At 74.3% G+C, this 25,098-nt stretch carries 24 protein-coding genes; 11 read left to right on the top strand and 13 right to left on the bottom strand.

Going from position 1 to position 25,098, the window contains the following annotated elements:
* The first annotated feature begins 126 nt into the window (after positions 1-126).
* Positions 127-1,179, top strand: a complete 1,053-nt coding sequence (locus tag AC07FV_RS07195; protein WP_479085317.1) for a hypothetical protein — start codon at positions 127-129, stop codon at positions 1,177-1,179.
* Between the two features lie 134 nt (positions 1,180-1,313).
* Here AC07FV_RS07195 and AC07FV_RS07190 read toward each other — a convergent pair whose 3' ends face one another.
* Together AC07FV_RS07190 and AC07FV_RS07185 are read right to left on the bottom strand one after the other, a co-directional pair.
* On the bottom strand, positions 1,314-2,042 hold the full coding sequence (locus AC07FV_RS07190) for a DUF2470 domain-containing protein (RefSeq protein WP_479085316.1): 729 nt from the start codon (positions 2,040-2,042) through the stop codon (positions 1,314-1,316).
* A gap of 176 nt (positions 2,043-2,218) precedes the next feature.
* On the bottom strand, positions 2,219-2,827 hold the full coding sequence (locus AC07FV_RS07185) for a TetR/AcrR family transcriptional regulator (RefSeq protein ID WP_479085315.1): 609 nt from the start codon (positions 2,825-2,827) through the stop codon (positions 2,219-2,221).
* Positions 2,828-2,949: 122 nt separating this feature from the next.
* On the opposite strand from AC07FV_RS07185, the gene AC07FV_RS07180 reads away from it, so the two are divergent.
* Positions 2,950-4,500 carry a cytochrome P450 gene (locus AC07FV_RS07180; RefSeq protein WP_479085313.1) on the top strand — a complete coding sequence of 517 codons (1,551 nt, stop codon included), beginning with the start codon at positions 2,950-2,952 and terminating at the stop codon, positions 4,498-4,500.
* Positions 4,501-4,730: 230 nt separating this feature from the next.
* Here AC07FV_RS07180 and AC07FV_RS07175 read toward each other — a convergent pair whose 3' ends face one another.
* The 3 genes from AC07FV_RS07175 to AC07FV_RS07165 all read right to left on the bottom strand — a co-directional run bounded on the left by AC07FV_RS07175 (position 4,731) and on the right by AC07FV_RS07165 (position 7,985).
* A complete protein-coding gene (locus tag AC07FV_RS07175; RefSeq protein WP_479085312.1) occupies positions 4,731-5,474 on the bottom strand; it encodes a PIG-L deacetylase family protein in 744 nt (247 codons plus the stop codon).
* Positions 5,475-5,541: 67 nt separating this feature from the next.
* Positions 5,542-6,843, bottom strand: coding sequence for an alpha/beta fold hydrolase (locus AC07FV_RS07170; RefSeq protein ID WP_479085311.1), 1,302 nt, complete (start codon positions 6,841-6,843; stop codon positions 5,542-5,544).
* Between the two features lie 116 nt (positions 6,844-6,959).
* On the bottom strand, positions 6,960-7,985 hold the full coding sequence (locus AC07FV_RS07165) for a LacI family DNA-binding transcriptional regulator (RefSeq protein ID WP_479085309.1): 1,026 nt from the start codon (positions 7,983-7,985) through the stop codon (positions 6,960-6,962).
* A 179-nt stretch (positions 7,986-8,164) separates the two neighbouring features.
* Between AC07FV_RS07165 and AC07FV_RS07160 the strand changes: the two genes are divergently transcribed.
* From AC07FV_RS07160 to AC07FV_RS07135, 6 genes are all read left to right on the top strand, one after another.
* Complete coding sequence (locus AC07FV_RS07160) at positions 8,165-8,920, top strand: (Fe-S)-binding protein (RefSeq protein ID WP_479085308.1); 756 nt, start codon at positions 8,165-8,167, stop codon at positions 8,918-8,920.
* Complete coding sequence (locus AC07FV_RS07155; protein ID WP_479085306.1) at positions 8,917-10,395, top strand: lactate utilization protein B; 1,479 nt, start codon at positions 8,917-8,919, stop codon at positions 10,393-10,395. The genes AC07FV_RS07160 and AC07FV_RS07155 overlap by 4 nt, the downstream gene beginning before the upstream one ends.
* Positions 10,392-11,048 carry a LutC/YkgG family protein gene (locus tag AC07FV_RS07150; protein WP_479085304.1) on the top strand — a complete coding sequence of 219 codons (657 nt, stop codon included), beginning with the start codon at positions 10,392-10,394 and terminating at the stop codon, positions 11,046-11,048. Before AC07FV_RS07155 ends, AC07FV_RS07150 begins: the two co-directional genes overlap by 4 nt.
* Before the next feature lie 119 nt (positions 11,049-11,167).
* Positions 11,168-11,959 (top strand): ABC transporter ATP-binding protein, encoded by a 792-nt coding sequence (locus AC07FV_RS07145; protein WP_479085303.1) that lies wholly within the window; start codon positions 11,168-11,170, stop codon positions 11,957-11,959.
* A 3-nt stretch (positions 11,960-11,962) separates the two neighbouring features.
* Positions 11,963-13,273 (top strand): FtsX-like permease family protein, encoded by a 1,311-nt coding sequence (locus AC07FV_RS07140; protein ID WP_479085301.1) that lies wholly within the window; start codon positions 11,963-11,965, stop codon positions 13,271-13,273.
* Between the two features lie 186 nt (positions 13,274-13,459).
* Positions 13,460-14,011, top strand: coding sequence for a hypothetical protein (locus tag AC07FV_RS07135; RefSeq protein ID WP_479085300.1), 552 nt, complete (start codon positions 13,460-13,462; stop codon positions 14,009-14,011).
* Positions 14,012-14,054: 43 nt separating this feature from the next.
* Here AC07FV_RS07135 and AC07FV_RS07130 read toward each other — a convergent pair whose 3' ends face one another.
* The 3 genes from AC07FV_RS07130 to AC07FV_RS07120 all read right to left on the bottom strand — a co-directional run bounded on the left by AC07FV_RS07130 (position 14,055) and on the right by AC07FV_RS07120 (position 16,148).
* Positions 14,055-14,414: a cupin domain-containing protein gene (locus AC07FV_RS07130; RefSeq protein ID WP_479085299.1), complete on the bottom strand. Its 360-nt coding sequence runs from the start codon at positions 14,412-14,414 to the stop codon at positions 14,055-14,057.
* A 79-nt stretch (positions 14,415-14,493) separates the two neighbouring features.
* On the bottom strand, positions 14,494-15,471 hold the full coding sequence (locus AC07FV_RS07125) for a pyridoxal-phosphate dependent enzyme (RefSeq protein WP_479085297.1): 978 nt from the start codon (positions 15,469-15,471) through the stop codon (positions 14,494-14,496).
* A complete protein-coding gene (locus AC07FV_RS07120) occupies positions 15,468-16,148 on the bottom strand; it encodes a helix-turn-helix transcriptional regulator (protein WP_479085776.1) in 681 nt (226 codons plus the stop codon). The genes AC07FV_RS07125 and AC07FV_RS07120 overlap by 4 nt, the downstream gene beginning before the upstream one ends.
* A gap of 475 nt (positions 16,149-16,623) precedes the next feature.
* Between AC07FV_RS07120 and AC07FV_RS07115 the strand changes: the two genes are divergently transcribed.
* A complete protein-coding gene (locus AC07FV_RS07115) occupies positions 16,624-17,421 on the top strand; it encodes a class I SAM-dependent methyltransferase (protein ID WP_479085295.1) in 798 nt (265 codons plus the stop codon).
* Positions 17,422-17,465: 44 nt separating this feature from the next.
* Here the strand turns inward: AC07FV_RS07115 and AC07FV_RS07110 are convergent, their stop codons facing one another.
* A complete protein-coding gene (locus AC07FV_RS07110) occupies positions 17,466-17,771 on the bottom strand; it encodes a hypothetical protein (protein WP_479085293.1) in 306 nt (101 codons plus the stop codon).
* A gap of 337 nt (positions 17,772-18,108) precedes the next feature.
* Between AC07FV_RS07110 and AC07FV_RS07105 the strand changes: the two genes are divergently transcribed.
* Positions 18,109-19,770, top strand: coding sequence for an alkaline phosphatase D family protein (locus AC07FV_RS07105; RefSeq protein ID WP_479085292.1), 1,662 nt, complete (start codon positions 18,109-18,111; stop codon positions 19,768-19,770).
* Between the two features lie 189 nt (positions 19,771-19,959).
* A complete protein-coding gene (locus AC07FV_RS07100; RefSeq protein WP_479085290.1) occupies positions 19,960-21,339 on the top strand; it encodes a trypsin-like serine protease in 1,380 nt (459 codons plus the stop codon).
* 84 nt (positions 21,340-21,423) lie between these two features.
* Here the strand turns inward: AC07FV_RS07100 and AC07FV_RS07095 are convergent, their stop codons facing one another.
* The 4 genes from AC07FV_RS07095 to AC07FV_RS07080 are packed head-to-tail and all read right to left on the bottom strand — an operon-like array spanning position 21,424 to position 25,092.
* Positions 21,424-22,521: a serine hydrolase domain-containing protein gene (locus AC07FV_RS07095; RefSeq protein ID WP_479085288.1), complete on the bottom strand. Its 1,098-nt coding sequence runs from the start codon at positions 22,519-22,521 to the stop codon at positions 21,424-21,426.
* Entirely contained in the window at positions 22,518-23,438 is a 921-nt protein-coding gene (locus tag AC07FV_RS07090) for a DUF6895 family protein (RefSeq protein WP_479085286.1), read from the bottom strand. The genes AC07FV_RS07095 and AC07FV_RS07090 overlap by 4 nt, the downstream gene beginning before the upstream one ends.
* Positions 23,435-24,388 (bottom strand): DUF6895 family protein, encoded by a 954-nt coding sequence (locus tag AC07FV_RS07085; protein ID WP_479085285.1) that lies wholly within the window; start codon positions 24,386-24,388, stop codon positions 23,435-23,437. The genes AC07FV_RS07090 and AC07FV_RS07085 overlap by 4 nt, the downstream gene beginning before the upstream one ends.
* On the bottom strand, positions 24,385-25,092 hold the full coding sequence (locus AC07FV_RS07080; RefSeq protein ID WP_479085284.1) for a hypothetical protein: 708 nt from the start codon (positions 25,090-25,092) through the stop codon (positions 24,385-24,387). The genes AC07FV_RS07085 and AC07FV_RS07080 overlap by 4 nt, the downstream gene beginning before the upstream one ends.
* Positions 25,093-25,098 lie beyond the last annotated feature (6 nt).

Genomic DNA, 25,098 nt, shown 5'->3' with positions numbered 1-25,098 from the left:
CGCGCTCGGGCGGGGCACGTGCCCGTGCTTGGGCACGGGACCCTGCTCGTGCTTGGGTGAGCCGGAGAAGGACGGCGGGAGACGGTGGAGACGCCGCGGCCCGCCACGGACGAGGGGGCGGACGGTATGACCGACACGAGCGTGCGGATCGACGGGAACAGGCTGTTGCTGCCGGGCGGTGCGGCGGTGCGATTCATCCGCACCCTGCGACTGCCCGAGACGGGCACCCACCCGCTGCCGCCCGGACTCGGCGAGTTCCCGGTCCGCCGGGTCGCCGACCACGCCGACACCGTGCCGGAGGCGTGGCGGGCGCGCGGCGGCGTGATGCTGCCGGTGTATCTGCGGGAGGCCATGTGGCTGAGCTTCGCCGGTACGAAGGAGCCCGCCGCTCTCCAGGTCGGGGTGGGCAAGGTGTGCGCGGTCTCGGGCAGGCCGTGGAGCGACCGGCTGGCCCGTGACCCGCAGAACTACGTGGTCCTCCCCCGCCAGCCCTGGCTGGACGGCATCAACTCCGGCACGGGCACGGTCCGCCAGTTCGTGGCGGTGCCGCTCGGCATGGGCGCGACCGTCGAGGGCCAGGTCACCGGCGAGGAGGTGTGGGGCGGCGTCCAGTTGCAGTCCTTCCCGCTGGGCGGGGCGGCGCTGGCCCGCTGGCGGGAGGACGAGCGGCGCCGGGCCGAGACCGCGCGCCGGGCGGCCCGTTCCGGCGGGGCGTACGGGGCGGCGATGCCGATGGCCGCTCCGCCGGCCCCGGGCGCGGCGCCGGCCACCTCGGGCGCGGCGCGGCCCCGGTCGGCGCCGGCCATGGGGCTGGGTGTCGGAGGCTCCATGCGGCAGGAGGTCTACCGCGACGAACGGCCCCTGGCGGACTGGGCCGAGCGGCCCGCGGGGCGGGTCTTCGTCCACCTGGTGACGCCGCCCGAGTGGCGGCGGATCACCGGTGAGGCCCCGCCGCCCTCACCCGTGGACCGGGCGGCGTACACACAGGCCGGTCTGCCCTGGTACGACTACTACGACCAGGGCGCCGACGACCTCGCGCCCACCGGCCCGCTCCAGGACGTCAAGCCGGTCGGCGACTGGATCGGGGACGACCACGCACCGTGGCAGGCTCCCTCGGGGCAGCAGGTGCTGCCGTTGAAGGACGCGCCGGGCGCGCCGGTGCAGGACGGCGACTGGTAGCCGCGGGCCAGGACGGGCGCCGGGGGCGGGGCCGGCCCCGGGACCGGTGGGGGCGGGCCCCAAGGCCCGCTCACAGCTCGGGGACGGGCCGCTCCGGCGTCCGGAACGTGCCCCCGGTGGGTCAGCCGTCCCCCTCAGCCGTCGCCGTCCGTGCGCTGTCGCTGCAGGGCCCGTGGGCAGGAGGCGGCGCTCGCCTGCGCCAGCAGCACGTGCACCCGCTCCGTGAGCTGTGCGACGTCGTCGGCGGGGGCGTGGAAGGGCAGTCGTACGTCACCGTGGGCGCGGGCGCGCTCCACGCGCAGCGTCAGCCCGTGCCGGTCGACGGCGAGGGGCCGCACCCGGACCGCCCCGTGCAGGCTGTCGGCGTCGACGAGCCGGGTCAGCCGCTCCACCGCGTCGCCGTGGCAGTCCGCGAGGTGGGTCAGCAGTCGCGCCTCCGCCAGGGCCAGCGGGTCGGGCCGGGCGGCGGCGAACTCGTCGAGGCCGACCACCACCGCACCGGACGGACGGCGCAGCACGACGCGCGTGGGCCGGAAGGCCAGGTGGCCGTCGTCCGGGGCGAACCAGCCCGCCAGCCAGAGCCGAGCCCTGATCCGCCCCCGTACCGGGACGGGCGCCACGTCGGCGAACTCCAGCACGGCGGACGGCTCGCCGCGCGGCGCGCAGATCGCCGCGGCGAGCAGCGCGCTGTCCTCGGGCACGTGCAGCAGCACCCGGCCGTCGTCGGACACGGTGTGCGCGCCCACGAACTCCTCACGGCCGCCCTCCGCGGTCACCGCGCAGGACCAGGCGGCGGCGAGCACGGAGCGGGCCTGCTCCGCCGCGGCGGGCGCGGCCGTCCAGGTGGTGTGGTGGTCACCCATCCCCAACCTCCGTCATCAGATCATCAAGCGTTAGCTCATTAGGTAAGGCTCACCTAACCTATCGGAGTTCGAGGCGTGGGCCAACCAGGACGCGTGATCTTCGCGAGACCTTTTCGGCGCGCCGGGCGGCGCACGTCAGCGATGCGCGGACGCGTCCGGCGGCGCGACGGGAGCGTTCACGGCGCGATGGCGCCCAGCAGGGCCCGCGCGCACAGGTCGCGCACCTGCTCCCTGGCCGGCTCCGACTCCCGCAGCCACTCCAGGCAGACCGCGGTGGTGAACGCCAGCCAGCCGCGCACCGCGAGCCGCACGTCGGCCCGCTCCCCGAGGACCGGGCCGAACTCCGGGTCGGCGGCGAGCGCCGCGAGGATCTGCCGCTCCTGCGCGGCCAGCGCCCTGCGGTAGACCCGGCGCACCGCCTGGTCCCCGGCCGCGTCGGCCCGGTGGAAGGCGCGGTACCCGTGGGCGTGGGCCCGGACGTACTCCAGGTACGCGTCCAGGCCGGCGGTGAGCTGCTCCCGGACGGGCATGCCGGGCACGGCCGCGGTCATCCGCAGCATGCGCTCGCTCTCGCGCTCGACGATCGCCGCGAAGAAGTCCCGCTTGTTCGGGAAGTAGTGGTACAGCAGCCCGCGGGAGACGCCGGCGATCTCGGCGACCTGCTCGATCCACACCTCGTCGTAACGGCTCTCCGAGAACAACCGCGCGCCCACCGACAGCAGCTGCTCCCGGCGCTCCCCCGTGCTGAGCCTGCGGCGGGTGCGCTCGCCCTGGTTCGCGGCCATGCCCGCACCTTACTTGACGCCGGTTCAACAACGGGACGAGACTGGGGCACGTTATTGAATCCATGTACAACACGCTTGCCTCTGCACGTGCAACACGCCGCTTGGTCAAGGGAGATCGCGTCATGGCGAGCACGACGAACGGACTGGCCGCGGACGGGCTGCCGAAGGGGTTCCGCAGCGCCGAGCTGGGCTGGCCCGAGCTGCACCGCATCCCGCGCCCGCCGTACCGGCTCCCCCTGCTCGGGGACGTGGTCGGGGCGAGCAGGCACACCCCGATGCAGGACTCGCTGCGCTACGCCCGGCGGCTGGGTCCCATATTCCGGCGCCGGGCCTTCGGCAACGAGTTCGTCTTCGTGTGGGGCGCTCGGCTCGCCGCCGACCTCGCGGACGAGGAGCGGTTCGCCAAGCACGTGGGTCTCGGTGTGGCCAACCTGCGGCCGGTCGCCGGGGACGGGCTGTTCACGGCGTACAACCACGAGTCCAACTGGCAGCTCGCGCACGACGTGCTGGCGCCCGGTTTCAGCCGGGAGGCCATGGCGGGCTACCACGTGATGATGCTGGACGTGGCGGCACGGCTCACGGACCACTGGGACCGGGCCCGTACGGCCGGCCGGACGGTGGACGTGCCGGGGGACATGACCAAGCTGACCCTGGAGACGATCGCGCGGACCGGGTTCGGGCACGACTTCGGGTCCTTCGAGCGGTCCCGCCCCCATCCCTTCGTCACCGCGATGGTGGGCACCCTCGGCTACGCGCAGCGCCTGAACACCGTGCCCGGCCCGCTGGCCCCCTGGCTGCTGCGCGGCGCGAGCCGCCGCAACACCGCTGACATCGCGTACCTCAACCACACGGTCGACGAGCTGGTCCGCGCCCGGCGCGCGGCGGGCGGGGCGGGCGGGGCGGGCGACCTGCTCGACCGGATGTTGGAGACGGCCCACCCCGGGACGGGCGAGCGGCTGTCACCGGAGAACGTCCGCCGGCAGGTCATCACCTTCCTGGTGGCCGGCCACGAGACCACCTCCGGGGCGCTCTCCTTCGCCCTGCACTACCTCGCCCAGCACCCCGAGGTCGCGGCCCGGGCGCGGGCGGAGGTGGACCGCGTGTGGGGCGACACCGAGGCGCCCGGCTACGAGCAGGTGGCGAAACTGCGGTACGTACGCCGGGTGCTGGACGAGTCGCTGCGGCTGTGGCCGACCGCGCCCGCCTTCGCGCGGGAGGCCCGCGCGGACACGGTCCTGGGCGGTACGCATCCGATGCGGCGCGGCGCCTGGGCGCTGGTGCTGGCGGGGATGCTGCACCGCGATCCGCAGGTGTGGGGGCCGGACGTCGAGGAGTTTGACCCGGACCGCTTCGACGCCAAGGCGGTGCGTGCGCGGGCCCCGCACACCTTCAAGCCGTTCGGGACGGGGGCGCGGGCGTGTATCGGGCGGCAGTTCGCGCTGCACGAGGCGACGCTGGTGCTCGGGCTGCTGCTGCGCCGGTACGAACTCCGGCCCGAGCCGGACTACCGGCTGCGGGTCACCGAGCGGCTGACCCTGATGCCGGAGGGACTGCGCCTGCGCCTGGAGCACCGGTCCGGAAACGGCCGGCCCTCCCCGGACCCGGCCCGCGCGGCCGTCGCCGAGGAGGCCCCCTCAGCGCCCCGCTGTCCCGTGCACCGGGCGGGTGACTGACCCCGGCCGTACGGTGCCGGCACCGCCCCAGGCAACGGTGAGCTGCGGCCCGGAGCGGCGCCTGCGCCTGGAGCACCGGGCCGGGACCGCCCGGGACCGCCGGGACCCGGCCAGCGCGGCCGTCGCGGAGGAGGCCGCCTCAGCGCCCCGCTGTCCCGTGCACCGGGTGGGTGACTGACCCCGCAGTACGGTGCCGGCACCGCCCCAGGCAACGGTGAGCCGCGACCGCGCTACCGCGCGAAGACCTCGAAGGTCACCGCCGGCCGCCCGCCGAACCGCTCACCGGCGGCCTCGGCGTAACCGGTGAGGAACCCGCGCACGTACGTCTCCGGGTCCTCGTCGGTGAGCACCTCGATGTAGGTGCGGTGTTCGAGCAGGGAGCGGACCGCGCGCTCCAGGCCGGGCCCGGCGTCCACGGCGTGCGTGGGCGAGGAGGAGCCGGCGACCGCGACCCAGCGCACGCCGTCCCAGGGTTCGAGGCCCTGCTCGGTCAGCTCCGGGAAGATCCAGCGGTTGCCGGCGTCGCCCGCCGCGTCCAGCGTGGCGCGGCCGACGGCGACGTGGTCCGGGGTGTTCCAGGCGACGCCGCCCCAGGTGTCGCGGTGGTTGAGGGTGATGACCAGCTCGGGGCGGTGCCGGCGGATCGCGGCGGCGATGTCGCGGCGCAGGGCGGTGCCGTACTCGACGACACCGTCCCGGTGGTCGAGGAACTCCACATCGCCCACCCCGACCACGGCCGCGCTCGCCCGCTGCTCCCGCTCCCGCACGGCCGCGCACGCACCGGGCTCCAGGGTGTCGATGCCGGCCTCGCCGCGGGTCGCGAGGACGTAGACGACCTCGCGGCCCTCGTCGGTCCAGGAGGCGATCGCCGCCGAGCAGCCGTACTCCAGGTCGTCGGGGTGGGCGACGACGGCGAGGGCGCGCCGCCAGTCGCCGGGCATGGGCTCCAGTTGCGTGGTCGTCGGCTCCGTCATGCCCGCACAGTAACCCGGGGCACCGGCGGCGCCCACCCGGGATCCGGAGGGCCGGCCGCGGCGCCGGTCAGCCCTCGTCGCGGGCGAGGGCGAGCAGCCGGTCCAGGACCCGGGGTCCGCCGGCCCGCACGCCGTCGTGCTCGAACTCGTCGGTGACCCAGGTGCGCAGGCCGCGGACGGTACGGGCGGTGGTCAGCGCGTGCGCGGTGTCGACGTACATGTCGTCGTGGTAGACGGCCGCCGCGGCCGGTACCTCGTTGACGGAGAGGCGGGCGGGGTCGTAGAGCGGGGTCCAGTCGGTGCGGGCGGCGAGGTGCTCGGCGGTCTCGCGCAGCGGGCGCAGCGCCGGGTCGCAGTCGAACATCCAGGGGTGGACGGACTCGCCGGTGAACAGGAGCGGCTCGTCGCCGGCCAGGGCCTTGGCGGCGTCGAAGCGCGGGAACTCGGCGCGGACCCGCTCGGCCGACCAGTCGGTGGGCCGCGTGTCCTGGCCGTAGATGGCCTCGTGGACGAGGGCGTAGAGCGGGTGGCCCGCGTACGAGAGCAGGTTCTGCGCCTGCTCCTGGAAGGCGTCGGACAGCTCGGGTCCGTTCGGGGTGCGGACGAAGGCGTCCTCCAGGAGGAAGTGCAGGCGGTGGCTGCCGTCGCCGGCACCCAGCATGGCGCCGAGGGACTGGAAGGCCTCGACGGTGAACCGGTAGCCGTTCGGCAGGACGACGTCGCGGGTGAGCAGGTGGTCGGCGATGCGGCGGGCGCGTTCGACGTCCTGCGGGTAGCGGTCGTAGTGCGCGAGGACCTTGCGTTCGATGCGGGGGTAGGCGGCCCGGTAGACGTCGTCGGCGTGGGCGTCCAGGGAGGGCAGGCCGCCGGTGATCAGGGCGGTGCTCAGCCCTTCGGGGGCCAGCGACAGGTACGCCACGGTGCAGAAGCCGCCGAAGCTCTGGCCGAGGACGGCCCACGGGGCGCCTCCGGTGACCCCGGGGCGGATGGCCTCGCAGTCCCGGACGATGGCGTCGGCGCGGAAGTGGGTGAGGTACTCGGCCTGCTCGGCCGGGCCGCCGCGCAGCGGGAGCGTCTGGCGGTTGGCGGGCGTGGAGGCGCCGGTGCCGCGCTGGTCCAGGAGCAGGACGCGGTACTCCTTCAGGGCGCGGCCGAGCCAGGAGGGCCGGCCGACGAAACGGTTCGCCCCGAAGCCGGGGCCGCCCTGGAGGTAGACGAGCCACGGCAGGTCCAGGTGCGCCTTGTCGCTCGCGACGGCCTCGCGGGCGTACAGCTCGATCGTCTCGCCGGCGGGGTCGGCGTGGTCGAGGGGCACGGTGAAACGGCGGTCGGTGAGGACGACGCCGGGCTGGCGGTAGCTGACGCTCAACGGGGCTCCCTGGGCGGACGGATCCGACGGTGAAGATTTCTCGGCCGTGCCCCAGTTCAGCACACGACCCTGCGGCCGCCGACCCCCGGGATCGTGAAATCGTGCTGACCGGCCGGTCAGCGGGCGACGAGGCTGGAGCGCCGCACCACCAGTTCGGGCTGGAGCACGACCCGCCGGTGCGCGTGGGTCCGCTCGGTTCCCTGGAGGTCCGTCTCCTCCAGGAGCAGCTCGGCGGCCAGGGCGCCCATCGTGACGGCGGGCTGGCGCACGGAGGTGAGCGGGACGGCCGCCGCGGCGGCGAACTCGATGTCGTCGTACCCGACGATCGCGAGGTCTTCCGGGACCCGCACGCCCGCCGCGTAGAGGGCCTGGAGGACGCCGAGCGCGAGCAGGTCGTTGGCGCAGAACACCGCGGTCGGCCGGTCGGCGAGCCCGAGCAGACGGGCGCCCGCGTCCCGTCCGGCGGCGACGTCGAGGCGTTCGGTGGGCAGCTCGCGCAGGGCGTCGGGGCCGAGTCCGGCCTCGGCCAGCGCGTGCAGGGCGCCGGTGCGCCGGTCGCGCACCTGGTGCAGGCCGGGCGGGCCGCTCACGTAGGCGACCGAGCGGTGGCCGGCGTCCACCAGGTGCCGTACCGCCAGCGCGCCGCCCGCGACGTCGTCGACGGAGACGGAGCACTCGGTGGTGCCCTCGGCGACCCGGTCGACCAGGACGAAGGGGATGTTGTGGCGCCGGAAGCCCTCGATGTTGCGGCCGGTGGCGTCGGCCGGGGTGAGCAGGACGCCGCGGACCCGCTGTTCGGCGAAGAGCGAGAGGTACTCGGCCTCCTCCCCCGGGTTCTGGGCGCTGTTGCAGACCATCACGCCGAGCCCGGCGTCGCGCGCGGCCCGCTCGGCGCCGCGGGCGACGTCGACGAAGAACGGGTTGCCCATGTCCAGGACGAGCAGCCCCATGATCCGGCTGCGGCCCGCGCGGAGCTGGCGCGCGGACTCGCTGCGGACGTACCCGAGCCGGTCGATGGCGGACAGCACCCGCGCCCGGGTCTCGGTGGCGACGGTGTCGGGGCGGTTGATGACGTTGGAGACCGTGCCCACGGACACTCCGGCGGCTCGGGCGACATCCTTGATACCCACCGAATGGGCCATCGGGCAGGGACCTCCAGGGTCGGGTCGGGGAGCGTGCGCCGGGGACGCGGGGCGGCCGGGAGACGTTCACATTACCCGCGGGGTTCTCCTCCCCCCGTCCCCGTATCCGGACTACCCTGCGTTTCGTCCGGTGATCAAGACGTCCCGTGCGGTCGACGGGACCGACCCCAGGAGCCGCGATGCGTGTCGCCCTGTTTCTGACCTGTGTCAACGACACGCTGTATCCGGACACCGGCCGTGCCGTGGTCGCGCTGCTGACCCGGCTGGGCGTCGAGGTCGACTTCCCGACGGCCCAGACCTGCTGCGGTCAGCCGCAGTACAACACGGGGTACCGGCACGAGGCGGAACCGCTCGCCCGGCGCTTCGCCGAGGTCTTCGGGGCCTACGACGCGATCGTGACGCCCTCCGGTTCGTGCGGGGCGATGGTGCGGGAGCTGTATCCGCGGATGGGCGAGCGGGCGCGGGCCGAGGGGCGCGGGGACACGCTCGCGGCCGCCCTGGCACCGGTGGTGCCGAAGACGTACGAGCTGACGGAGTTCCTCGTCGACGTGCTCGGGGTGACGGACGTGGGCGCGTACTTCCCGCACACCGTCACCTACCACCCCACCTGCCACGGGCTGCGGAGCCTGGGCCTGGCCGACCGGCCGCGGCGGCTGCTGGAGGCGGTCGAGGGGCTGGAGCTGGTCGAGCTGCCGGGGGCGGAGGAGTGCTGCGGCTTCGGCGGCACCTTCGCCGTGAAGAACGCCGACGTGTCGGCGGCGATGGGCGCGGACAAGGTGCGCAACGCCGCGTCGACCGGCGCGGAGGTGCTGTGCGCGGCCGACAACTCCTGTCTGATGCACCTCGGCGGGACCATGGCGCGGTTGCGTACGGACCTGCGCCCGGTGCACCTGGCGGAGATCCTGGCGAGCGTGAAGGAAGGGGCGGCCGTATGAGCGGGACGTATCTGGGGATGCCGTCCTTCCCCGAGGCGGCGCGGGAGGCCGTGCGGGACACGACGCTGCGGGGCAACCTGCGCCACGCCACGCACACCATCCGCGGCAAACGGGCCCGCGCGGTCGCCGAACTCGACGACTGGCCCGCTCTGCGGGAGGCCGGCAAACGCATCAAGGACCACACCCTGCGCCACCTGGACCACTACCTGGAACAGGCCGAGGCAGCCGTCACCGCGGCCGGCGGGACGGTGCACTGGGCCGCCGACGCCGCCGAGGCCAACGCCATCGTCACCCGCCTCGTCCAGGAGACCGGCGAGAGCGAGGTCGTCAAGGTCAAGTCCATGGCCACCCAGGAGACCGGCCTCAACGAAGCCCTGGAAGCCGCCGGCATCCGCGCCTACGAGACCGACCTGGCCGAACTGATCGTCCAGCTCGGCCGGGACCGGCCCTCACACATCCTGGTCCCCGCCATCCACCGCAACCGCGCCGAGATCCGGGACATCTTCCACACCGAGATGAGCGCCTGGGGCCGGCCCGCACCCGCCACCATGACCGACACCCCCGCCGACCTCGCCGAGGCCGCCCGCCTGCACCTGCGCGAGAAGTTCCTGCGGGCCGAGGTCGGCATCTCCGGCGCCAACTTCATGGTCGCCGAGACCGGCACCCTGGTCGTCGTCGAGTCCGAGGGCAACGGCCGGATGTGCCTGACCCTGCCCGAGACCCTCATCTCCGTGGTCGGCATCGAGAAGGTCATCCCCACCTTCCGCGACCTGGAGATCTTCCTCCAGCTCCTGCCCCGCTCCTCGACCGCCGAGCGCATGAACCCCTACACGTCGATGTGGACCGGCACCACCGACGGCGACGGCCCCCGAACCTTCCACCTGGTCCTGCTGGACAACGGCCGCACCGACACCCTCGCCGACGACATCGGCCGCCAGGCCCTGCGCTGTATCCGCTGCTCGGCCTGCCTGAACGTCTGCCCCGTCTACGAACGCGCCGGCGGCCACGCCTACGGCTCCGTCTACCCCGGCCCCATCGGCGCCATCCTCACCCCCCAGCTCCGCGGCACCACCAGCGACATCGACGCCTCCCTGCCCTACGCCTCCTCCCTGTGCGGCGCCTGCTACGAGGTCTGCCCCGTCGCCATCGACATCCCCGAAGTCCTCGTCCACCTCCGGGAGCGGGTGGTGCAGGGCGGTCCGGCCGTCCGGGGCGGCAACCGGGTCGTGCTGAAGCCCGCCAAGGGGCATGCCGCCGAGCGGGCGGCGATGCGCGCGGCGCGGTGGGCGTTCACGCGTCCCGGCGTGCTGCGGACCGGGCAGCGCCTGGCTTCGCGCACCCGCCGGCTGCACCCACGCTCGCTGCCCGGTCCCGGCCGGGCGTGGAGCGGCAGCCGGGATCTCCCGGCGGTGCCGGCGGAGCCGTTCCGGGACTGGTGGTCGCGCACGCACGGTGGAGAGGACGGGGCGAAGTGAGCAGCAGGGAGCGCGTCCTGGGCCGGGTACGGCGGGCGCTGGCGGATGTGCCGGACGACGCGAGGCCCCACGAGGAGTACGAGGAGGTTGTCGCCCGGAGCTGTCTGCGCGAGCACGGGCAGCGGTCCGTCCGGGAGACGGTGGACCTGCTCGCCGAGAACCTGGCGGACTACCGGGCGGTCGTGCACCGCGCGGACGAGGAGGAACTGCCGCTTCTCCTCATGCGGTTGCTCGCCCGGCGTGGCTCCCGGTACGTGCTGGTGCCGCCGGGCCTCCCGCCCGAGTGGATGTCGGCCGCCGATCCGACGCGCGTGCACGACCGGGCGGTGAGCACACCGCACGAGCTGGACCGCGTGGAGAGCGTCGTGACCGGCTGCGCCGTCGCCGTCGCCGAGACCGGCACGATCGTCCTGGACGGCTCCCCCGACCAGGGGCGGCGGCGCATCACCCTGATCCCCGACCACCACATCTGCGTCGTGCGGGTGCCCGAGCAGGTCGTGCCGTCGGTGCCCGAGGCCCTGGAACGCCTCCGCCCGGAGCGGCCGTTGACGTGGATCTCCGGGCCGTCCGCGACCAGCGACATCGAGCTGGACCGCGTCGAGGGGGTGCACGGCCCGCGCACCCTCGAGGTGGTGCTGCTCAGCGGCTCGTAGCGCCGCCGGGGTGTCGCTGAGTACACCCCCGATACGGGTTCTGCACCCAATGTGGTCCGGTCCCACCCTCCGTAGCGTCGTCCACGAGGCACCGCACCGGGCGTGCCACACGGAGGGTGATGACGATGTTCCGCACTGGCGCACGAGGCGACGACCCGGGCCCCGCCGCCCCGGAGGCACTCCGCCTGGTCAAGGTCACCAGGACCTACGGGACCGCCGAGAACGCCGTGACCGCGCTGGACGGGGTGACGCTGACCCTGGGGCGCGGCACGTTCACCGCGGTCATGGGACCGTCGGGCTCGGGCAAGTCCACGCTGCTTCAGTGCGCGGCGGGGCTCGACCGGCCGGACGGCGGCATCGTGTGCGTGGACGGCACGGAACTGACGGGGGGCAGCGAGGCGGAGCTGACCCGGTTCCGGCGCGGCCGGGTCGGCTTCGTGTTCCAGCAGTACAACCTGCTGGAGACGCTGACGGTCGCGCAGAACACGGTGCTGCCGCTCAAGCTCGCCGGCCGACGGGTGGACCGGAGGCGGGCCCGGGAGATCCTGACCACCGTCGGCCTCGGTGACCGGCTCGGCCACCGGCCCGACCAGCTCTCCGGCGGTCAGCGGCAGCGGGTGGCGATCGCCCGCGCGCTGGTCACCGAGCCCCGTGTGGTCTTCGCGGACGAACCCACCGGCGCGCTGGACACGCGCAGCGCGCGGCAGGTGATGCTGCTGCTCCAGCAGGCGGTGCGGGTGCACGGCCGGACCGTGGTGATGGTGACGCACGACCCGGTCGCCGCCTCGTACGCCGACTCGGTGCTCTTCCTCGCCGACGGACGGCTGGCGGGGCGGATGGACGCCCCGACCCCCGACGCGGTCGCGGAGCGGCTCGCGCACCTCGGCGACGACGTGCCGGCGGGGGTGTGACCGATGTTGGTGCTGGCCCTGCGGTCGATCCGGCGACGCCCCGGACGGTTCCTCGCGACGCTGCTGTCCGCCTTCCTGGGCGCGGCGATCGTCATGGCGTTCCAGTCGATGCACGACACGGCCGGTCAGGACGGCGTGGACCCGGTCAGCGCGGACACGCTGGGCACGGCGGCGGGGGTCGTGGGCGGCTACGGGACCCTGCTGGTCTTCTTCGCGGTCGCCTCGACGCTCACCGTCAACGTGCGTCAGCGCGCCGCCGAACTGGAGCTGCTGCGCTGCTCGGGAGCGACCCCGGCGCAGATCAAGCGGCTGGTCGTGGGTGAGGCGGTGGCGGTGGCCCTGGTGGGCGCGGCGGCGGCGACCGGCCCGGCGGTGCTCGGCGGGCGGGCCCTGCTGGGGATGTTCCAGGACGGCGGCCAGGTGGCACGGTCGGTCGAGTACTCCTTCGGCCCCCTCGCGCTGTCCAGCGGCGTGGCCGTCACCCTGCTCGCGTCGGCGGGCGCCGCTTTCCTGGCGGTGCGGCGGGTGACGAGGGGCGGCCGCGAGCGGGCCGGGGCCAAACGGTTCCTGGCCTACGGCGCACTGGTCACCGGTGCCGCGGGGGCGGGCTCCACCCTCCTGTTCTCCGCGACGGACGAGGCGCTGATGGCACCGCCGGCCTACGGGGCGATCCTGCTGTCGGTGGGCTTCGCGCTGCTGTCGCCGCGGCTGCTGAAGGGCGTGCTCGCCCGGCTGCCGCTGAACGGGGCGAGCGGCTGGCTGGCCGTGCGCAACCTGCGGGAGCGGGCCGATCATCTCGCCGGGATCCTGGTGTCGCTGATCATGTTCACGGCGGTGTCGACGGCGACGATCACCATGCAGGCGGTGGAGAGCGACGCGGTGCGGGCGTCCGGCCTGGTCAAGTCCGTCGATGCGAAGAACCTGGAGACGCTCAACCTCACGGTGGTCGGCATCGTCGCGGTCTTCGTCTGCGTGATGCTGGTCAACTCCCTGTACGCGGCGACGACCTACCGCTCCCGTGAGTTCGGGCAGCAGCGGCTGGCAGGGGCGACTCCCGGGCAGGTGCTGGGCGTGGTCGGCGCCGAGGGCGCGATCCTGACGCTGACCGGCGTGTTCTTCGGGACGGTCGCCGCGCTGGCCGGGGTGGTGCCCTTCACGGTGGTCCGGACCGACGCGGTGCTGCCGGATCAGTTCCCGGGCGTCTGGCTCGCGATGGTGGCGGTGTCGGCCGCGGTGACCCTGGGGACCAGCCTGGGGACGGCCCGGCGGACGCTGCGCACACCGGCGGTCGCGGCGGTGGCGTCGGCCGCGTGACGGGGGCGGCGAGGGGGGGGCAGCCACGTGGTGGCCGCCCCCCTCGTCCGCGATCCGGGCCGACGCCCTGGCCTGTCGTCCGGTTCTCGGATCCTCTGCCCGAGGTCACGAATCAGCGACGTGATCTTCACGGCGTCTCCATGCGCCTGGATCATGCACCTCACACCGTGAACCCCCAGGAGCCCCATGAGCCAGCCCGCGCCGCCGCCCCTGCCCGACCTGCCGTCGCCGGCGCAGGTTCCTGGAAAGCCGCGACGGAGGGCACTCGTCATCGGAGCAGCGGTCACCACCGTCGCCGCGGTCATCGCCACCGGTGCTCTCGTCACGCACCGTCCGGGCCACGCCGGTGCGCGGGCCACGACCACCCGGTCGAGCGCCCCGGCCGAGGCTCCCGTCTCCCCCGGCGCGGCGGAGCCGACCCCGAGAACGGTCCACGCCGAGCCCACCATCGACGATTTCCTCATCACGCTGCACACCACGGAGCGGCGGTGCTCCGCACACGCGGGCTGCACCGTGATCGTCGAGCCGGACTTCGCGTACATCGGTGCCGATGACACCGACCCCGTCGCGTCGTACGACGTCACCTACGAGATTCGAGGCGACAGGTCCGGTCCGATCATGGCGACCGCCGAGCTGTACCCGGAGAGCATGTCGTTCTCGCCCACGAGGGTCGAGACCGCCTCCTCGGACACTAAGGTGACCGTGAGGATGACCGACATCGTGCGCGGGGCGTTCTGACCCGCGGCCGCGCACGCGCGGCCCCGCCCCGTTCCGCAAGCGTCTAGTCCGCCTTGGCATACTCCTTCGCCATGGCGCCCGCGAAGTCGAACACCACGCACTGGTCGTCGCCCACGACCCAGGCGTCGTGGCCGGGTGAGCAGACGAAGACGTCCCCGGGCCCGACCTCGCTCTCCTCGCCGTCGTCCATGCGGACGCACATGCGGCCCTCGGACACGTAGCAGTTGTGGTGGATCATGCAGCTGTCGGTGCCCGCGATGGGCGCCACGGACTCCGACCAGCGCCAGCCCGGTTCGAAGGTGGCGACGGCGAAGTCGAGTCCCTCCATGTGCACGGCCTCGATGTGCCCGCGGGGGAAATCGCGCCGCTCGTCCGGCTTGTCGAGCGTCTTTGCCTCGAACATGACGCTCCTCCTTTCGCTGGCCCCACCACCCCATCGTCCGCCTGTCAACTCGGCGCCGCCATCCGGGGGACGCCCGGGGTCAGCGGGTGCCGCCGCAGAGACGGGCGAACCGGCCCGCGTCCACGTTGCCGCCGGACAGGATCACGCCGACCCGGCGGGGCAGGGGGCCCGCCCGGCCGGTGAGGAGGGCTGCCAGCGAGGTGGCGCCGCTCGGTTCGAGGACGGTCTTCAGCCGCTCGAAGGCGAAGCGCATCGCGTCCCGGATCTCGTCGTCGGAGACCAGCACGACCCCGTCGAGCAGCCGGCGGTTGAGGGAGAAGGTCAGCTCGCCCGGCGTGGGCAGGGCCTGGCCGTCGGCGATGGTGCGCGGGACCGGGACGGTGACGCGCCGACCGGCTTCGAGGGAACGCCTGGTGTCGTCACCGGCCTCCGGTTCGACGCCGATCACCCGGGTCCCGGTATGCAGGCCCTTGACGGCGGTGGCGCTCCCGGCGATCAGCCCGCCGCCGCCGACCGGTGCGATCAGCGCGTCCAGCTCCCCCGTCTCCTCGACGAGTTCGAGGGCTGCGGTGCCCTGTCCGGCGATGACGTGCGGGTGTTCGTAGGGCGGGATCAGGCTCAGCCCCCGTTCGGCGGCCAGGGCCTCGGCGACGGCGACGCGGTCGCCGGTGTAGCGGTCGTAGGTGACGATCTCGGCGCCGTAGCCGGCGGTGGCGGCACGCTTGGAGGGCGGCGCGTCCTCGGGCATGACGATGACGGCGGTCGTGCCCAGCTCGCGCGCGGCCAGCGCGACCGCCTGGGCGTGGTTGCCCGAGGAGTAGGCGGCGATGCCCCGGGACAGCTGCTCGGGTGTGAGGCGGGAGGCCGCGTTGTAGGCCCCGCGGAACTTGAAGGCGCCCACACGCTGGAGGTTCTCGCACTTGAGGAAGACCTCGGCGCCGGCCAGGGCGTCCAGGGTGCGCGAGCGCACCACCGGGGTGCGGTGCGCGACGCCGGCCAGGCGCGCGGCGGCGGAACGGACGTCGTCGAGGGTGACCGGCGGGGTCGTGGTCGTCACGCTTGTCCTCCAGCGGGGTCGGCGGCCGGGCCGGCCTCGGCGCGGGCCCGGGCGAGGTAGGTGTAGGCGGAGGCCCGGGAGATGCCGAGCCGGGCGGCGACCTGCTCGACCGAGCGGCGCACGGCGAACACGCCGCGTCCGTCCAGGTCGCGGAAGAGCTCCAGGCGCCGGTCGCGGTCCAGCGCGGCCCAGCTCCGGTCCCGGCGCAGCGGGTGGGCGTCCACGATGGCGTCGACCACCTTGTCGATGTCGTCGCCGAAGGTGGTCGCCGGTGGCTCGGCCAGGGCCCCCGCGGTTCCGGCGAGGGCCCCGAGCAGGGCCTGGGCGCGGTCGACGGCGGTGACGTCCAGGTTGACGCACAGGGCCCCGAAGACGGCGCCCGTGGAGTCGCGCAGGGCGATCGTGGAGGACTTCAGCAGGGTGCCGTCGGTCGTCCGCGTGACGTAGTTCAGCTCGTCCCGCGCCTCGTCGCCGCCGGCGAGCATCCGCATGCCGATCTCGCTCATCGCCCCGCCCACCGACCGCCCGGTCACGGAGCCGGCGACGGCCACGACCGACCGCTCGGGGCGCCGGTAGTCGTGCAGGACCACCTCGCAGACCGGGCCGAACGTGGCCGCGATGCCGTCGACGACGGGGCGCAGCGCGGCGAGGACGGCGTCCTGTTCGGCGCCGCGCACGGCGTCCTGTGCGGCCTCCCGCCCGACGCTCGCGGCGACCGTGCGTTCGGCGTCCCCGTGGGCGTCGTCCTCGACGTTCCGTCCGGTGTTCCGCTCGGCGTCCGGCGCCGGTTCCTTCACGAGGTGCCTCCCAGTCCGTACCTCCACCAGAGGCGAGACTATACGTCCAGGCTCTGGACGGAAAGTCCATGTGACCAGATCGCGTCGTCCGTCCACCGCGAAGACGTCCGGAACCGGCCCCCACCCGTCCGGCCGTGGGCCGAAGGAGTGCACGGCCCGGCGCGGCCATGTCGTCCGCTTCCGTGCGGCCGGTCCGGCCGGAGACTGACGGTCGTTGCCGTGGACCGGCACGGCTCTCCCCGGTGCCCTCCTCACCGCGGGACGCGCCGTCGCCGCGCCCTGCCGCCCTGCCGCCGGGTCCGAGTCCCCGGCACCCTCCTCACCGCCCAGCCCTCACCCGGAGGTCGATCCGCCCGTGCCCGAGGCAGCCGAGTCCCCGAAACTGCGCAGCAACCGCGCCGCGCTCCGCCACAAGGTCGGCTACGCGCTGCGTCACCCCGAGCGCGTCGGGCCGTACCTCCGGCGGGCCGGCCGGGACGCCTGGCTGCGGCTCAGGCAACCGGACCACGTGGGCTACTACCGGGCGGTGATGGCCTCCGACACCCGCCGCGACCCGGAGGCGGCGGTGGGCAGCCGGAACCACGACCGCTGGCTGGCGCTCGGGCGGATGCAGTTCGACTACCTGGTCGAGCACGGCCTGCGCCCCGAGCACCGCATGCTCGACATCGGCTGCGGCAACCTGCGCGGCGGCTGGCGGTTCATCGACCACCTGCACGCCGGCCACTACTACGGCATCGACATCTCGCCGGACATCCTGATCGCGGCGAAGGACACCGTGACCCAGCGAGGCCTCCAGGCGAAGCTGCCCCACCTGACCCTCACCCGGGACCTCCGTCTGGAGTTCCTGCCCGAGGACCACTTCGACGTCGTCCACGCGCACAGCGTCTTCTCGCACTCGCCGCCGGGCGTCATCGACGAATGCCTCGCGCACGTCGGGCGCGTCCTGACCGGTACCGGGTTCTTCGACTTCACCTTCGACCGCACGGAGGGCGCCGAGCACCAGGTGCTCCGGGAGGACTTCTACTACCGCACCGACACGCTGCTCACGCTGGCCGCCCGGCACCGCCTGCACGCCCGCTTCATGGAGGACTGGGAGAAGCGGCCGCACGGCCAGTCCAAGATCCGCGTCAGCCGCTCACCGCTCCCCTCGTAGGCGTTCCCCTCCCGCCGCGCCCGTGCGGTGCCGGGCCCCGGCCCCTACGGGCGCGGATTGACGCGTCGCCAGCCCGGGCGGGCGTCCGCTCCCCGGCGGCCGGCCGCCGCGGCGCAGCGGGGGCAGACCCGGCGGACCTCGTCGGCCGCACCGCCCGACTCGGGCAGCACGTCGGTCCAGGGGACCGCCGCGAAACGGGAGAGCCGCGAACGGTGGAGCGAGAGACCGCACACCGTCTGGTTCATGCCCCGCTCCCAGGCGTGCACCTCGCCGGACGGCAACCAGCGGTTGTCCTCCGGGTCCCACCAGCGGCCGGATGCGGCCACGCCGTAGCTCCGTGTCCTGGCCATCGGCTCCGCCACCCGCCTTCCTCGTACCGTTCCGTGCGCCCTCTCCCCGGACGGCCCGGGCGCCCCGGGCGGGAGGCGCCACACCGGCGTACCTCCTCCTGTGTGATCACTCAGCAAGTCCTGACGGTTTCGGCTGTTTTGTCTGCTTAGAGTGCGGGGTCCGAGCATCGCGGGTCGGCGCCACCGCGCGACGGGACCCCGGCACGGACGGCGCACGACACCGGACCGCCCCGACGGCGAGTACCCCGGGCCGGCGTGCGTCGGGCGACCGCCCGGAGCCACCCGGCTCCCGTGCCGCTCGTCCACGGACCGCCCGCCCCGTACGAGAGGACACCAGATGGCGCCCACGGGCCGTCACAGCCGACTGGCCGAGCACGCCTTCTCCCCGCACGACGCCGTGATGGGCGCCGCCGCACGCCACATCGGCCGCCGGCGCTTCCTCACCGTCACCGCGGCCGCCGCCGCGCTCGCCTTCTCCACCAACCTGCCGGCCCGCGGCGCCGTCGCCGCGCCCCTGCGCAAGGCCCGGATCACCAGCGACCCGTTCACCCTCGGCGTCGCGTCCGGCGACCCGCTGCCCGGCTCGGTGCTGCTGTGGACCCGGCTGGCGCCCGAGCCGTTCCTGGAGGACGGCGGGATGGGCACGGAGCGGGTCACGGTCGAGTGGGAGGTCGCCCTCGACGAGTACTTCGCGGCCGTCCTCTTCCGGGGCACCGCCGAGGCCCACGCCGAGTACGCCCACAGCGTGCACGTCGACGTCCAGGGCCTGACCCCGGGCACGGTGTACTACTACCGGTTCCGCACCGGTGTCTGGCTCAGTCCGACGGGCCGCACCCGCACCGCCCCGGCGGAGAGCAGCGCGGCTTCCTCCATGAAGCTGGCGGCCGTCGCCTGCCAGGCCTACCAGGACGGCTACTACACGGTCTACCGGCATGTCGCCCAGGACGACGTCGACGTCGTCCTCCACCTCGGCGACTACCTCTACGAGTACGCGGTCAACTCGGCGGGCGGGGAGCGCCGCTACACCGACATCGTGCTGCCCGACGTGTTCAACCGCGAGACGATGACCCTGGCGGACTACCGGCTGCGCTACTCGCTGTACAAGAGCGACGAGGACCTCAAGGCCGCCCACGCCATGCATCCCTTCGTGGTCACCTGGGACGACCACGAGACCGAGAACAACTACGCGGGCAGCATCCCGGAGAACGCCATCCCGCCGGAGGAGTTCCTGCTGCGGCGGGCGGCCGCCTACCGCGCCTTCTGGGAGAACCAGCCGCTGCGCGCGGCCCAGCTCCCCCAGGGCCCGGACGCCCAGCTGTACCGCCGGCTGCACTGGGGCACGCTCGCCCAGTTCGACCTCCTGGACACCCGTCAGTACCGCTCCGACCAGGCCTACGACGACCGGCCGCACGCGCCCGGCCCCGAGTCGGACGACCCGGCGCGCACCATCACCGGCGCCGCGCAGGAGCAGTGGCTGCTCAACGGCTGGCAGAGCTCGTCGGCGCTGTGGAACGTGATGCCCCAGCAGGTCTGCTTCTCGCAGCGCAAGTTCGACGTGACCGCCGACGCCGCGCTCTCCATGGACGCCTGGGACGGCTACCGCGCGTCCCGCGCCCGGGTCGTCGCCGGGGCGAAGGCGGCGGGGGTCGAGAACTGGCTGATCCTCACCGGCGACGTGCACGTGGGCTACGCCCTCGACGTCAAGGAGAACTTCGACGACCCGGCCTCCGCCACCGTCGGCACCGAGGTCACCTGCACCTCCGTGGCCAGTGGCCGGGACGGTGTCGAGAAGCCCGCGAACTGGGACCTGTACATGCAGGCCAACCCGCACATGAAGCACTACGACGCCAGACGCGGCTACGTCCGGGCCGAACTCGGGCGGCTGTCGACCCGCCTCGACTTCAGGACCGTCGCCGCCATCAGCACGCCCGGTGCCCCCGTCGCCACGACCGCGTCCTTCGTCACCGAGGCGGGCGCGCCCGGCCTGGAGCCGGCCTGAGCGCGGCCCGGCGCGCGCCCGCGTACTGCACATGGCACCCACCTCGTCCCCCATAGCGCGAAAGACGGCCGGGTCCGACATCCCGGCGCGTCCGCGCGGCAAGGACTGAGACGCCGCCGCAGTCACACCCCGACCGACGGTCCCCCACGATCCCGCTGTCTCGCACAGCCCCTGAAGGAGGCACATCGCATGGTCGCCGGACATGCCGCGCGCAGCCGCCGCGCAGCCCTGACCGCGCTCGGCACCCTGGTCCTGACCGCACTTCCCTCGGTCGCCTCGGCCGCGCCGCCACCTGCCCCGGGGCCGCGGCCCTCCGCCTCCCTGATCCTCGGCGCCGACCGGCCGTCGGCGCAGGTGCTGCACGCGATGGAGCGGGACCTGGAGCTGACGCCGGGCCAGGCGTCGGCCCGGCTGGTCAACGAGGCCGAGGCGGGCACCCGCGCGGGCATGCTGCGCAACACGCTGGGCGACCGCTTCGCCGGCGCCTGGGTGAGCGGCGCGACCTCCGCCGAGCTGACGGTCGCCACCACCGACGCCGCCGACACCGCCGCCATCGAGGCGCAGGGCGCCAAGGCCGCCGTCGTCGCCAGGGGGCTCGGTGAGCTGCGGACGGTCAAGCAGCGACTGGACGACGCCGCCGCGGCCGGTTCGCAGTCCCCCGAGACGCCGGTCTGGTACGTCGACGTGAAGGCCAACCGGGTCACGGTCCAGGCCACCAGCGAGCGGGCCGCGGCGGCCTTCGCCGAGGCCGCCGGAGTCGGGAGGCAGGACATCGGTGTCCGGGTCTCGGCCGACCGGCCCCGGGTGCTGGAGGACCTCGTCGGCGGCGACGCCTACTACATCGACGGACAGGCCCGCTGCTCCATCGGGTTCTCCGTGACCAAGGACCAGCAGCAGGGCTTCGCCACGGCGGGGCACTGCGGCAAGCCGGGCGCGACGACCACCGGCTTCAACGAGGCGGCCCAGGGCACCTTCCAGGCGTCGACGTTCCCGGGCAAGGACATGGCCTGGGTGGGCGTCAACGCGGACTGGACGGCCACTCCGGACGTCAAGGCGCAGGACGGCCAGAAGGTGCAGGTCGCCGGGTCGGTGGAGGCGCTGGTGGGGGCGTCGGTGTGCCGTTCGGGTTCCACCACCGGGTGGCACTGCGGCACGGTCCAGCAGCACGACACGAGCGTCAACTACGCGGAGGGCACCGTCGACGGGCTGACCGAGACGACGGTGTGCGCGGAACCCGGCGACTCGGGCGGCCCGTTCGTCGCGGGCGCCCAGGCGCAGGGCACCACGTCCGGCGGCTCCGGTGACTGCACGAACGGCGGGACCACCTTCTACCAGCCGATCAACCCGCTGCTCAGCGACTTCGGCCTGACCCTGAGGACCACCTCCGCCGAGGCGGGGACGCCCGCGCCGCAGGACAACGCGGCGGCCGACGCGTGGGCCGCGGGCCGGGTCTACGAGACCGGGGCCACGGTGTCCCACTCGGGCGTGCGGTACCGCTGCCTGCAGAACCACCAGGCGCAGGGCGTCTGGTCGCCCGAGAGCACGCCGGCCCTGTGGCAGCGTGTCTGACCGACGGTGAACCGCCGGGCGGCGGTCGGCGCGGGGTCGCTGCTGGACACGGCGGCCCCGCGCCCGCCTGTTCCGGTGGCCCCGTCACCCGTCCATGAGGAACGCGTACGCGGTGGCGATGAACGGGTCGCGGGCGCGGAACCGCCGGCTGCACAGCGCGGCGAGGGCCGTGCCGGTGCCGGGCCGGAAGCCCAGGAACGCCTGCTGGCCCAGGGTGGCTCCGCTGTGGAAGTACATCGGCCCGCCGTCGGCGGGGTGCCGGAACCAGGCCACGGTGTGCACGTGCCGGTGCCCGAGCCCGCGCCGGAGCACCGGCACCCGTACGGCGCGCAGCGCGTCCGCCGACGGTGAGCCCGCCGGGTCGAGGTGGGCCTCCAGGAAGGCGAGCAGGTCGTGCGGGGTGGAGCGGACGGCCCCGGCCGCCTGGAAGCCGCCGGCGTCCAGCGCGGGCACGGGCGTGCGGCCGTCCTTGCGGTGCCCGGTGGCGTCGGTCCCGGGGCCCTCGGCGTGCAGGGCCGTGCCGCTCAGGCCGAGCGGGCGCAGGACGTGCGCGGTGAGCAGGTCCTCCCACGCCGTACCGGTGGCCGCGGCGACTGCGTGGCCGAGGACGGAGACGCCGTAGTTGGAGTAGTGCCAGCGGGTGCCGGGGCGGTGCCTCGGGCGGTGGTATAGGAACGCGTCGGTCAACCGCTCGGCCGGGTAGCGGGCGTAGGGGTTGGTGCGCCAGGCGGGCAGGGCGCGGCGGACGAAGCCGGGGGGCAGCGCGGGCAGTCCCGAGGTGTGGGTGACGAGGTGGGCGAGCGTGACCGGGTCCGGGCCGGGCGGCCGGGTCGCGTCGAGGCAGACGGCCGCCGCTTCGCCCCCGGTGAGCACGCCGCTTCTGATCAGCCGGGCCAGCAGCAGTCCGGTGAACGTCTTGGAGGCCGAGCCGATCTCGTAGCGCAGGTCCTCGCGCGGGACGGCGGGCGGCGGGGCGGTGCCCCCGCTGTGCAGGGTGCGCCGGCCGTGCCGGGAGACGGCGAAGACGACGTCGGGTGCGTCGGCGGCGTCCACGGCCTCGGCCAGGCGCTCGCGCAGCGCCCGTTCGTCGCCGGGTCCCGGGGGGTCCGGGCGACGCACGGACGCTGCTGGTAGGTCCTCGTCGGCGGGGTCGCCGGGCCAGGGTGCGGCACGGCTCGTCATGAGGCGGTGTGCGCCAGCTCGGACAGGGCGCGGGAGGTGGCCAGCACCGAGGCGAAGGCGGCGACCAGCGTCGGGTGGTAGATCATGTCGAACACGCTGTCGCGGTCGCCCTCGGGCATCGTCCGTACGGCGGGCATGGCGCCGTCGGGCTGCTGGGCCGCGGCGAAACCCTGCCAGGCGGGCTCGTCGAGGGTGGGCCGGGGCAGGCAGGCGTCGACGACGAGGAGTTCTCCGAGCAGGTCCCAGCGCTCCAGGTCCAGCCAGTCGTCGATCCACACCGGGAGCCAGGTCGCGAGGTAGTCGGCGACCGGGCCGGACAGGCCCTCGGGGTGCTCGCCCCAGTCGGTGAGGTGGAAGACGGTGTGGGTGATGTCGTAGGCGGTGTGGCCCTCGACGGTCCACGGTTCGGGGGTGCCGGCCAGCCACGTGGTGCCCACCAGTTCGGCCTCGGGCGGCCGGGCCGCCAGGCCGAAGCGGCGCTGGAAGGCGGACAGGCCCAGGCGCCGGGTCGCCGTCACCGGGAACCGTGCCCAGCTGTCCAGCCGGTGGTTGAGCACCGCCGCCCGCTCCACGTCGGGCTGGCTGTACCCCAGTTCCTTGAACGGCAGGTACACCTCGAAGGGGACGGGCGAGAAGGGCTCGATGCGCTGCCCGCGCACCAGCATGCGGCCGCCGTCCAGGGTGTCCCGCCAGACGTGGTCGAGCAGTTGCCGGGCCAGTTGCGCCTGCCGGGACCCGGCGACGCCCTCACGGAAGAGCACCTTGCAGATGAGGGCGAGTTCACCGATCGGCTTGAAGCGTTCCAGGAAGCCGATCTCGGGGTCCACGTCCGGCTCCAGCCGGAAGCCGTCGCGGTGGGCCCAGAGCCACTCCAGGGCGTCGGCTCCGACGCGGTGGATCAGGCGGGTGTCCGTCATCCCGGCACTCCTTGTCCGGCGTGGTCCACGTCCCTGAGCCGTGCGGTGGTGAGGGCGGCCGCGAACACGGCCATCAGGGTGGAGTGGTAGCAGTCGGTGAAGGCGTAGGGGTCCTCGTGGCCGGCCCCGGACCCGGCCGCCGCGGCGTCCTGCGTCGCGCCCTCCTCGGGGAGCGCGCCGGACGCGTGCTGCGCCTCGGCGACGCGCTGCCAGGCGTCCTCCAGCACCGCCGGCCCGGGTGGCCGCGGCAGGCTCGCCGTCACGGCCAGCAGCTCGCAGCTCAGGTCCCACATCCGGGCCTCCAGGCAGGTGTCGAGCCAGGGGGGCAGCCAGTGCAGCAGGTAGTCCGCGAGGTCCGGTGGCATCCCCTGGGGGGTGCGGCCCCACTCGGTGAGGTGGAAGACGACGTGGGTCAGCGCGTAACCGCTCGCGCGTTCGAAGGTCCACGGTTCCGGCAGGCCGCCCAGCCAGGTGCGGCCCAGGGCCTGCGGCACCGCGCCGTGCGGGCGCAGGCCGCTGCGCCGCTCCGCCTCGACGACCCCCAGTCGCCGGGTGGGGTACTGCTCGGTCAGCCGCCAGCCGCGGGTCCGGGCCACCACGGCGGCGGACGCCTCGTAACCGGCGTGCCGGTGACCCGCCGAGGCGAAGGCCGCGTACACCTCCAGCGGGTAGGTGGCGAACGGCTCCAGCGACTGCATCAGCGGGAACAGTTCGCCGCGGCGGGTCTGCTGCCAGGCGAACTCCAGCAGGTCCGAGGCGCGGGCGTGGACCGGGTCCGACGGCACGGTGCACGCGGACACCGAGGCGCAGACCTGGGCCAGTTCGCCCAGCGGCTTCCAGGTGCGGTTGACCTGTCCGTCGGCGGCCAGCGCGTCCTCGCCGAGCACGAACCCGTCGCGGTGCGCGCTGACCCACTCCAGGGCATCCTCCTCCACCCGCCGGACGCTCACAGGAGCACTCCGGCGGGCATCAGCCGAGCCGCCTCGAGCTGAAGGGCCACCCGGGGGTCGCCGCCGCCCATCAGCCGTACGAAGTCAAGTCCGGTCTCCAGGCCGAGGGTGTCGGGCACCCCGTCCAGGAGGGAGAGCCAGCGGCCGGCTCCGGCCGCCTGCCGCCAGTCGCGGCGTCGGACCGCCCGGACGAAGCCGCGGGCGACGTCCACCGGCCGCTCGCGGGCCGCCCGGGTCACCGCGCACTCCTCACCGGGCAGCGCGAGCGGGGCGAGGACGGCGAGCTGATGGGTCAGGACCTGCCAGCTCGCGCCGTCGAGCCAGCGGGCGTCGGGCTCCGCGCCGGGATCGCCGGCGAGGGGGTCGTCCAGGGGCTGTTCGATCCGGCGCAGGGCTCGGGCCATGGCCCAGTGGCTCCACACCACGGCGGGGGCCGCGTCGTCGCGCGGCGGATGGGCCGCCACGGCGTCCTTGAACACGGCCAGTTGCCCCGGGTCGGGCGGAACGCGCAGCAGGGCGGTGGGCAGCAGTGTGTCGGCACCCAGCACGCGCATCGCCGCACGCGCCACGCCGCCACCCGCGCCGCCTGACGCCGAGGTGCCCCCCGCTCGCACGTGGTCTCCGCTCCGAAGAGCGGAGACCACGTCGGAAGCGAGGTCCAGCACCGTGCCCTCTATGAGGGCTGATGTGCTCGACTGCTCCATGTTGTC

The sequence above is a fragment of the Streptomyces sp. NPDC045956 genome (assembly GCF_056430705.1).
Note: the sequence above shows the minus strand (reverse complement) of the source record. Positions and strands in the feature narration are given on the sequence as shown.

Bases quoted from the DNA above. Each gene is read 5' to 3' on its own strand.
- AC07FV_RS07190 (WP_479085316.1), bottom strand. From the start codon at position 2,042: ATGGGTGACCACCACACCACCTGGACGGCCGCGCCCGCCGCGGCGGAG.
- AC07FV_RS07165 (WP_479085309.1), bottom strand. From the start codon at position 7,985: ATGGCCCATTCGGTGGGTATCAAGGATGTCGCCCGAGCCGCCGGAGTG.
- AC07FV_RS07175 (WP_479085312.1), bottom strand. From the start codon at position 5,474: ATGACGGAGCCGACGACCACGCAACTGGAGCCCATGCCCGGCGACTGG.
- AC07FV_RS07180 (WP_479085313.1), top strand. From the start codon at position 2,950: ATGGCGAGCACGACGAACGGACTGGCCGCGGACGGGCTGCCGAAGGGG.
- AC07FV_RS07185 (WP_479085315.1), bottom strand. From the start codon at position 2,827: ATGGCCGCGAACCAGGGCGAGCGCACCCGCCGCAGGCTCAGCACGGGG.
- AC07FV_RS07130 (WP_479085299.1), bottom strand. From the start codon at position 14,414: ATGTTCGAGGCAAAGACGCTCGACAAGCCGGACGAGCGGCGCGATTTC.
- AC07FV_RS07095 (WP_479085288.1), bottom strand. From the start codon at position 22,521: ATGACGAGCCGTGCCGCACCCTGGCCCGGCGACCCCGCCGACGAGGAC.
- AC07FV_RS07135 (WP_479085300.1), top strand. From the start codon at position 13,460: ATGAGCCAGCCCGCGCCGCCGCCCCTGCCCGACCTGCCGTCGCCGGCG.
- AC07FV_RS07155 (WP_479085306.1), top strand. From the start codon at position 8,917: ATGAGCGGGACGTATCTGGGGATGCCGTCCTTCCCCGAGGCGGCGCGG.
- AC07FV_RS07105 (WP_479085292.1), top strand. From the start codon at position 18,109: ATGGCGCCCACGGGCCGTCACAGCCGACTGGCCGAGCACGCCTTCTCC.
- AC07FV_RS07110 (WP_479085293.1), bottom strand. From the start codon at position 17,771: ATGGCCAGGACACGGAGCTACGGCGTGGCCGCATCCGGCCGCTGGTGG.
- AC07FV_RS07090 (WP_479085286.1), bottom strand. From the start codon at position 23,438: ATGACGGACACCCGCCTGATCCACCGCGTCGGAGCCGACGCCCTGGAG.
- AC07FV_RS07195 (WP_479085317.1), top strand. From the start codon at position 127: ATGACCGACACGAGCGTGCGGATCGACGGGAACAGGCTGTTGCTGCCG.
- AC07FV_RS07100 (WP_479085290.1), top strand. From the start codon at position 19,960: ATGGTCGCCGGACATGCCGCGCGCAGCCGCCGCGCAGCCCTGACCGCG.
- AC07FV_RS07140 (WP_479085301.1), top strand. From the start codon at position 11,963: ATGTTGGTGCTGGCCCTGCGGTCGATCCGGCGACGCCCCGGACGGTTC.
- AC07FV_RS07145 (WP_479085303.1), top strand. From the start codon at position 11,168: ATGACGATGTTCCGCACTGGCGCACGAGGCGACGACCCGGGCCCCGCC.
- AC07FV_RS07160 (WP_479085308.1), top strand. From the start codon at position 8,165: ATGCGTGTCGCCCTGTTTCTGACCTGTGTCAACGACACGCTGTATCCG.
- AC07FV_RS07080 (WP_479085284.1), bottom strand. From the start codon at position 25,092: ATGGAGCAGTCGAGCACATCAGCCCTCATAGAGGGCACGGTGCTGGAC.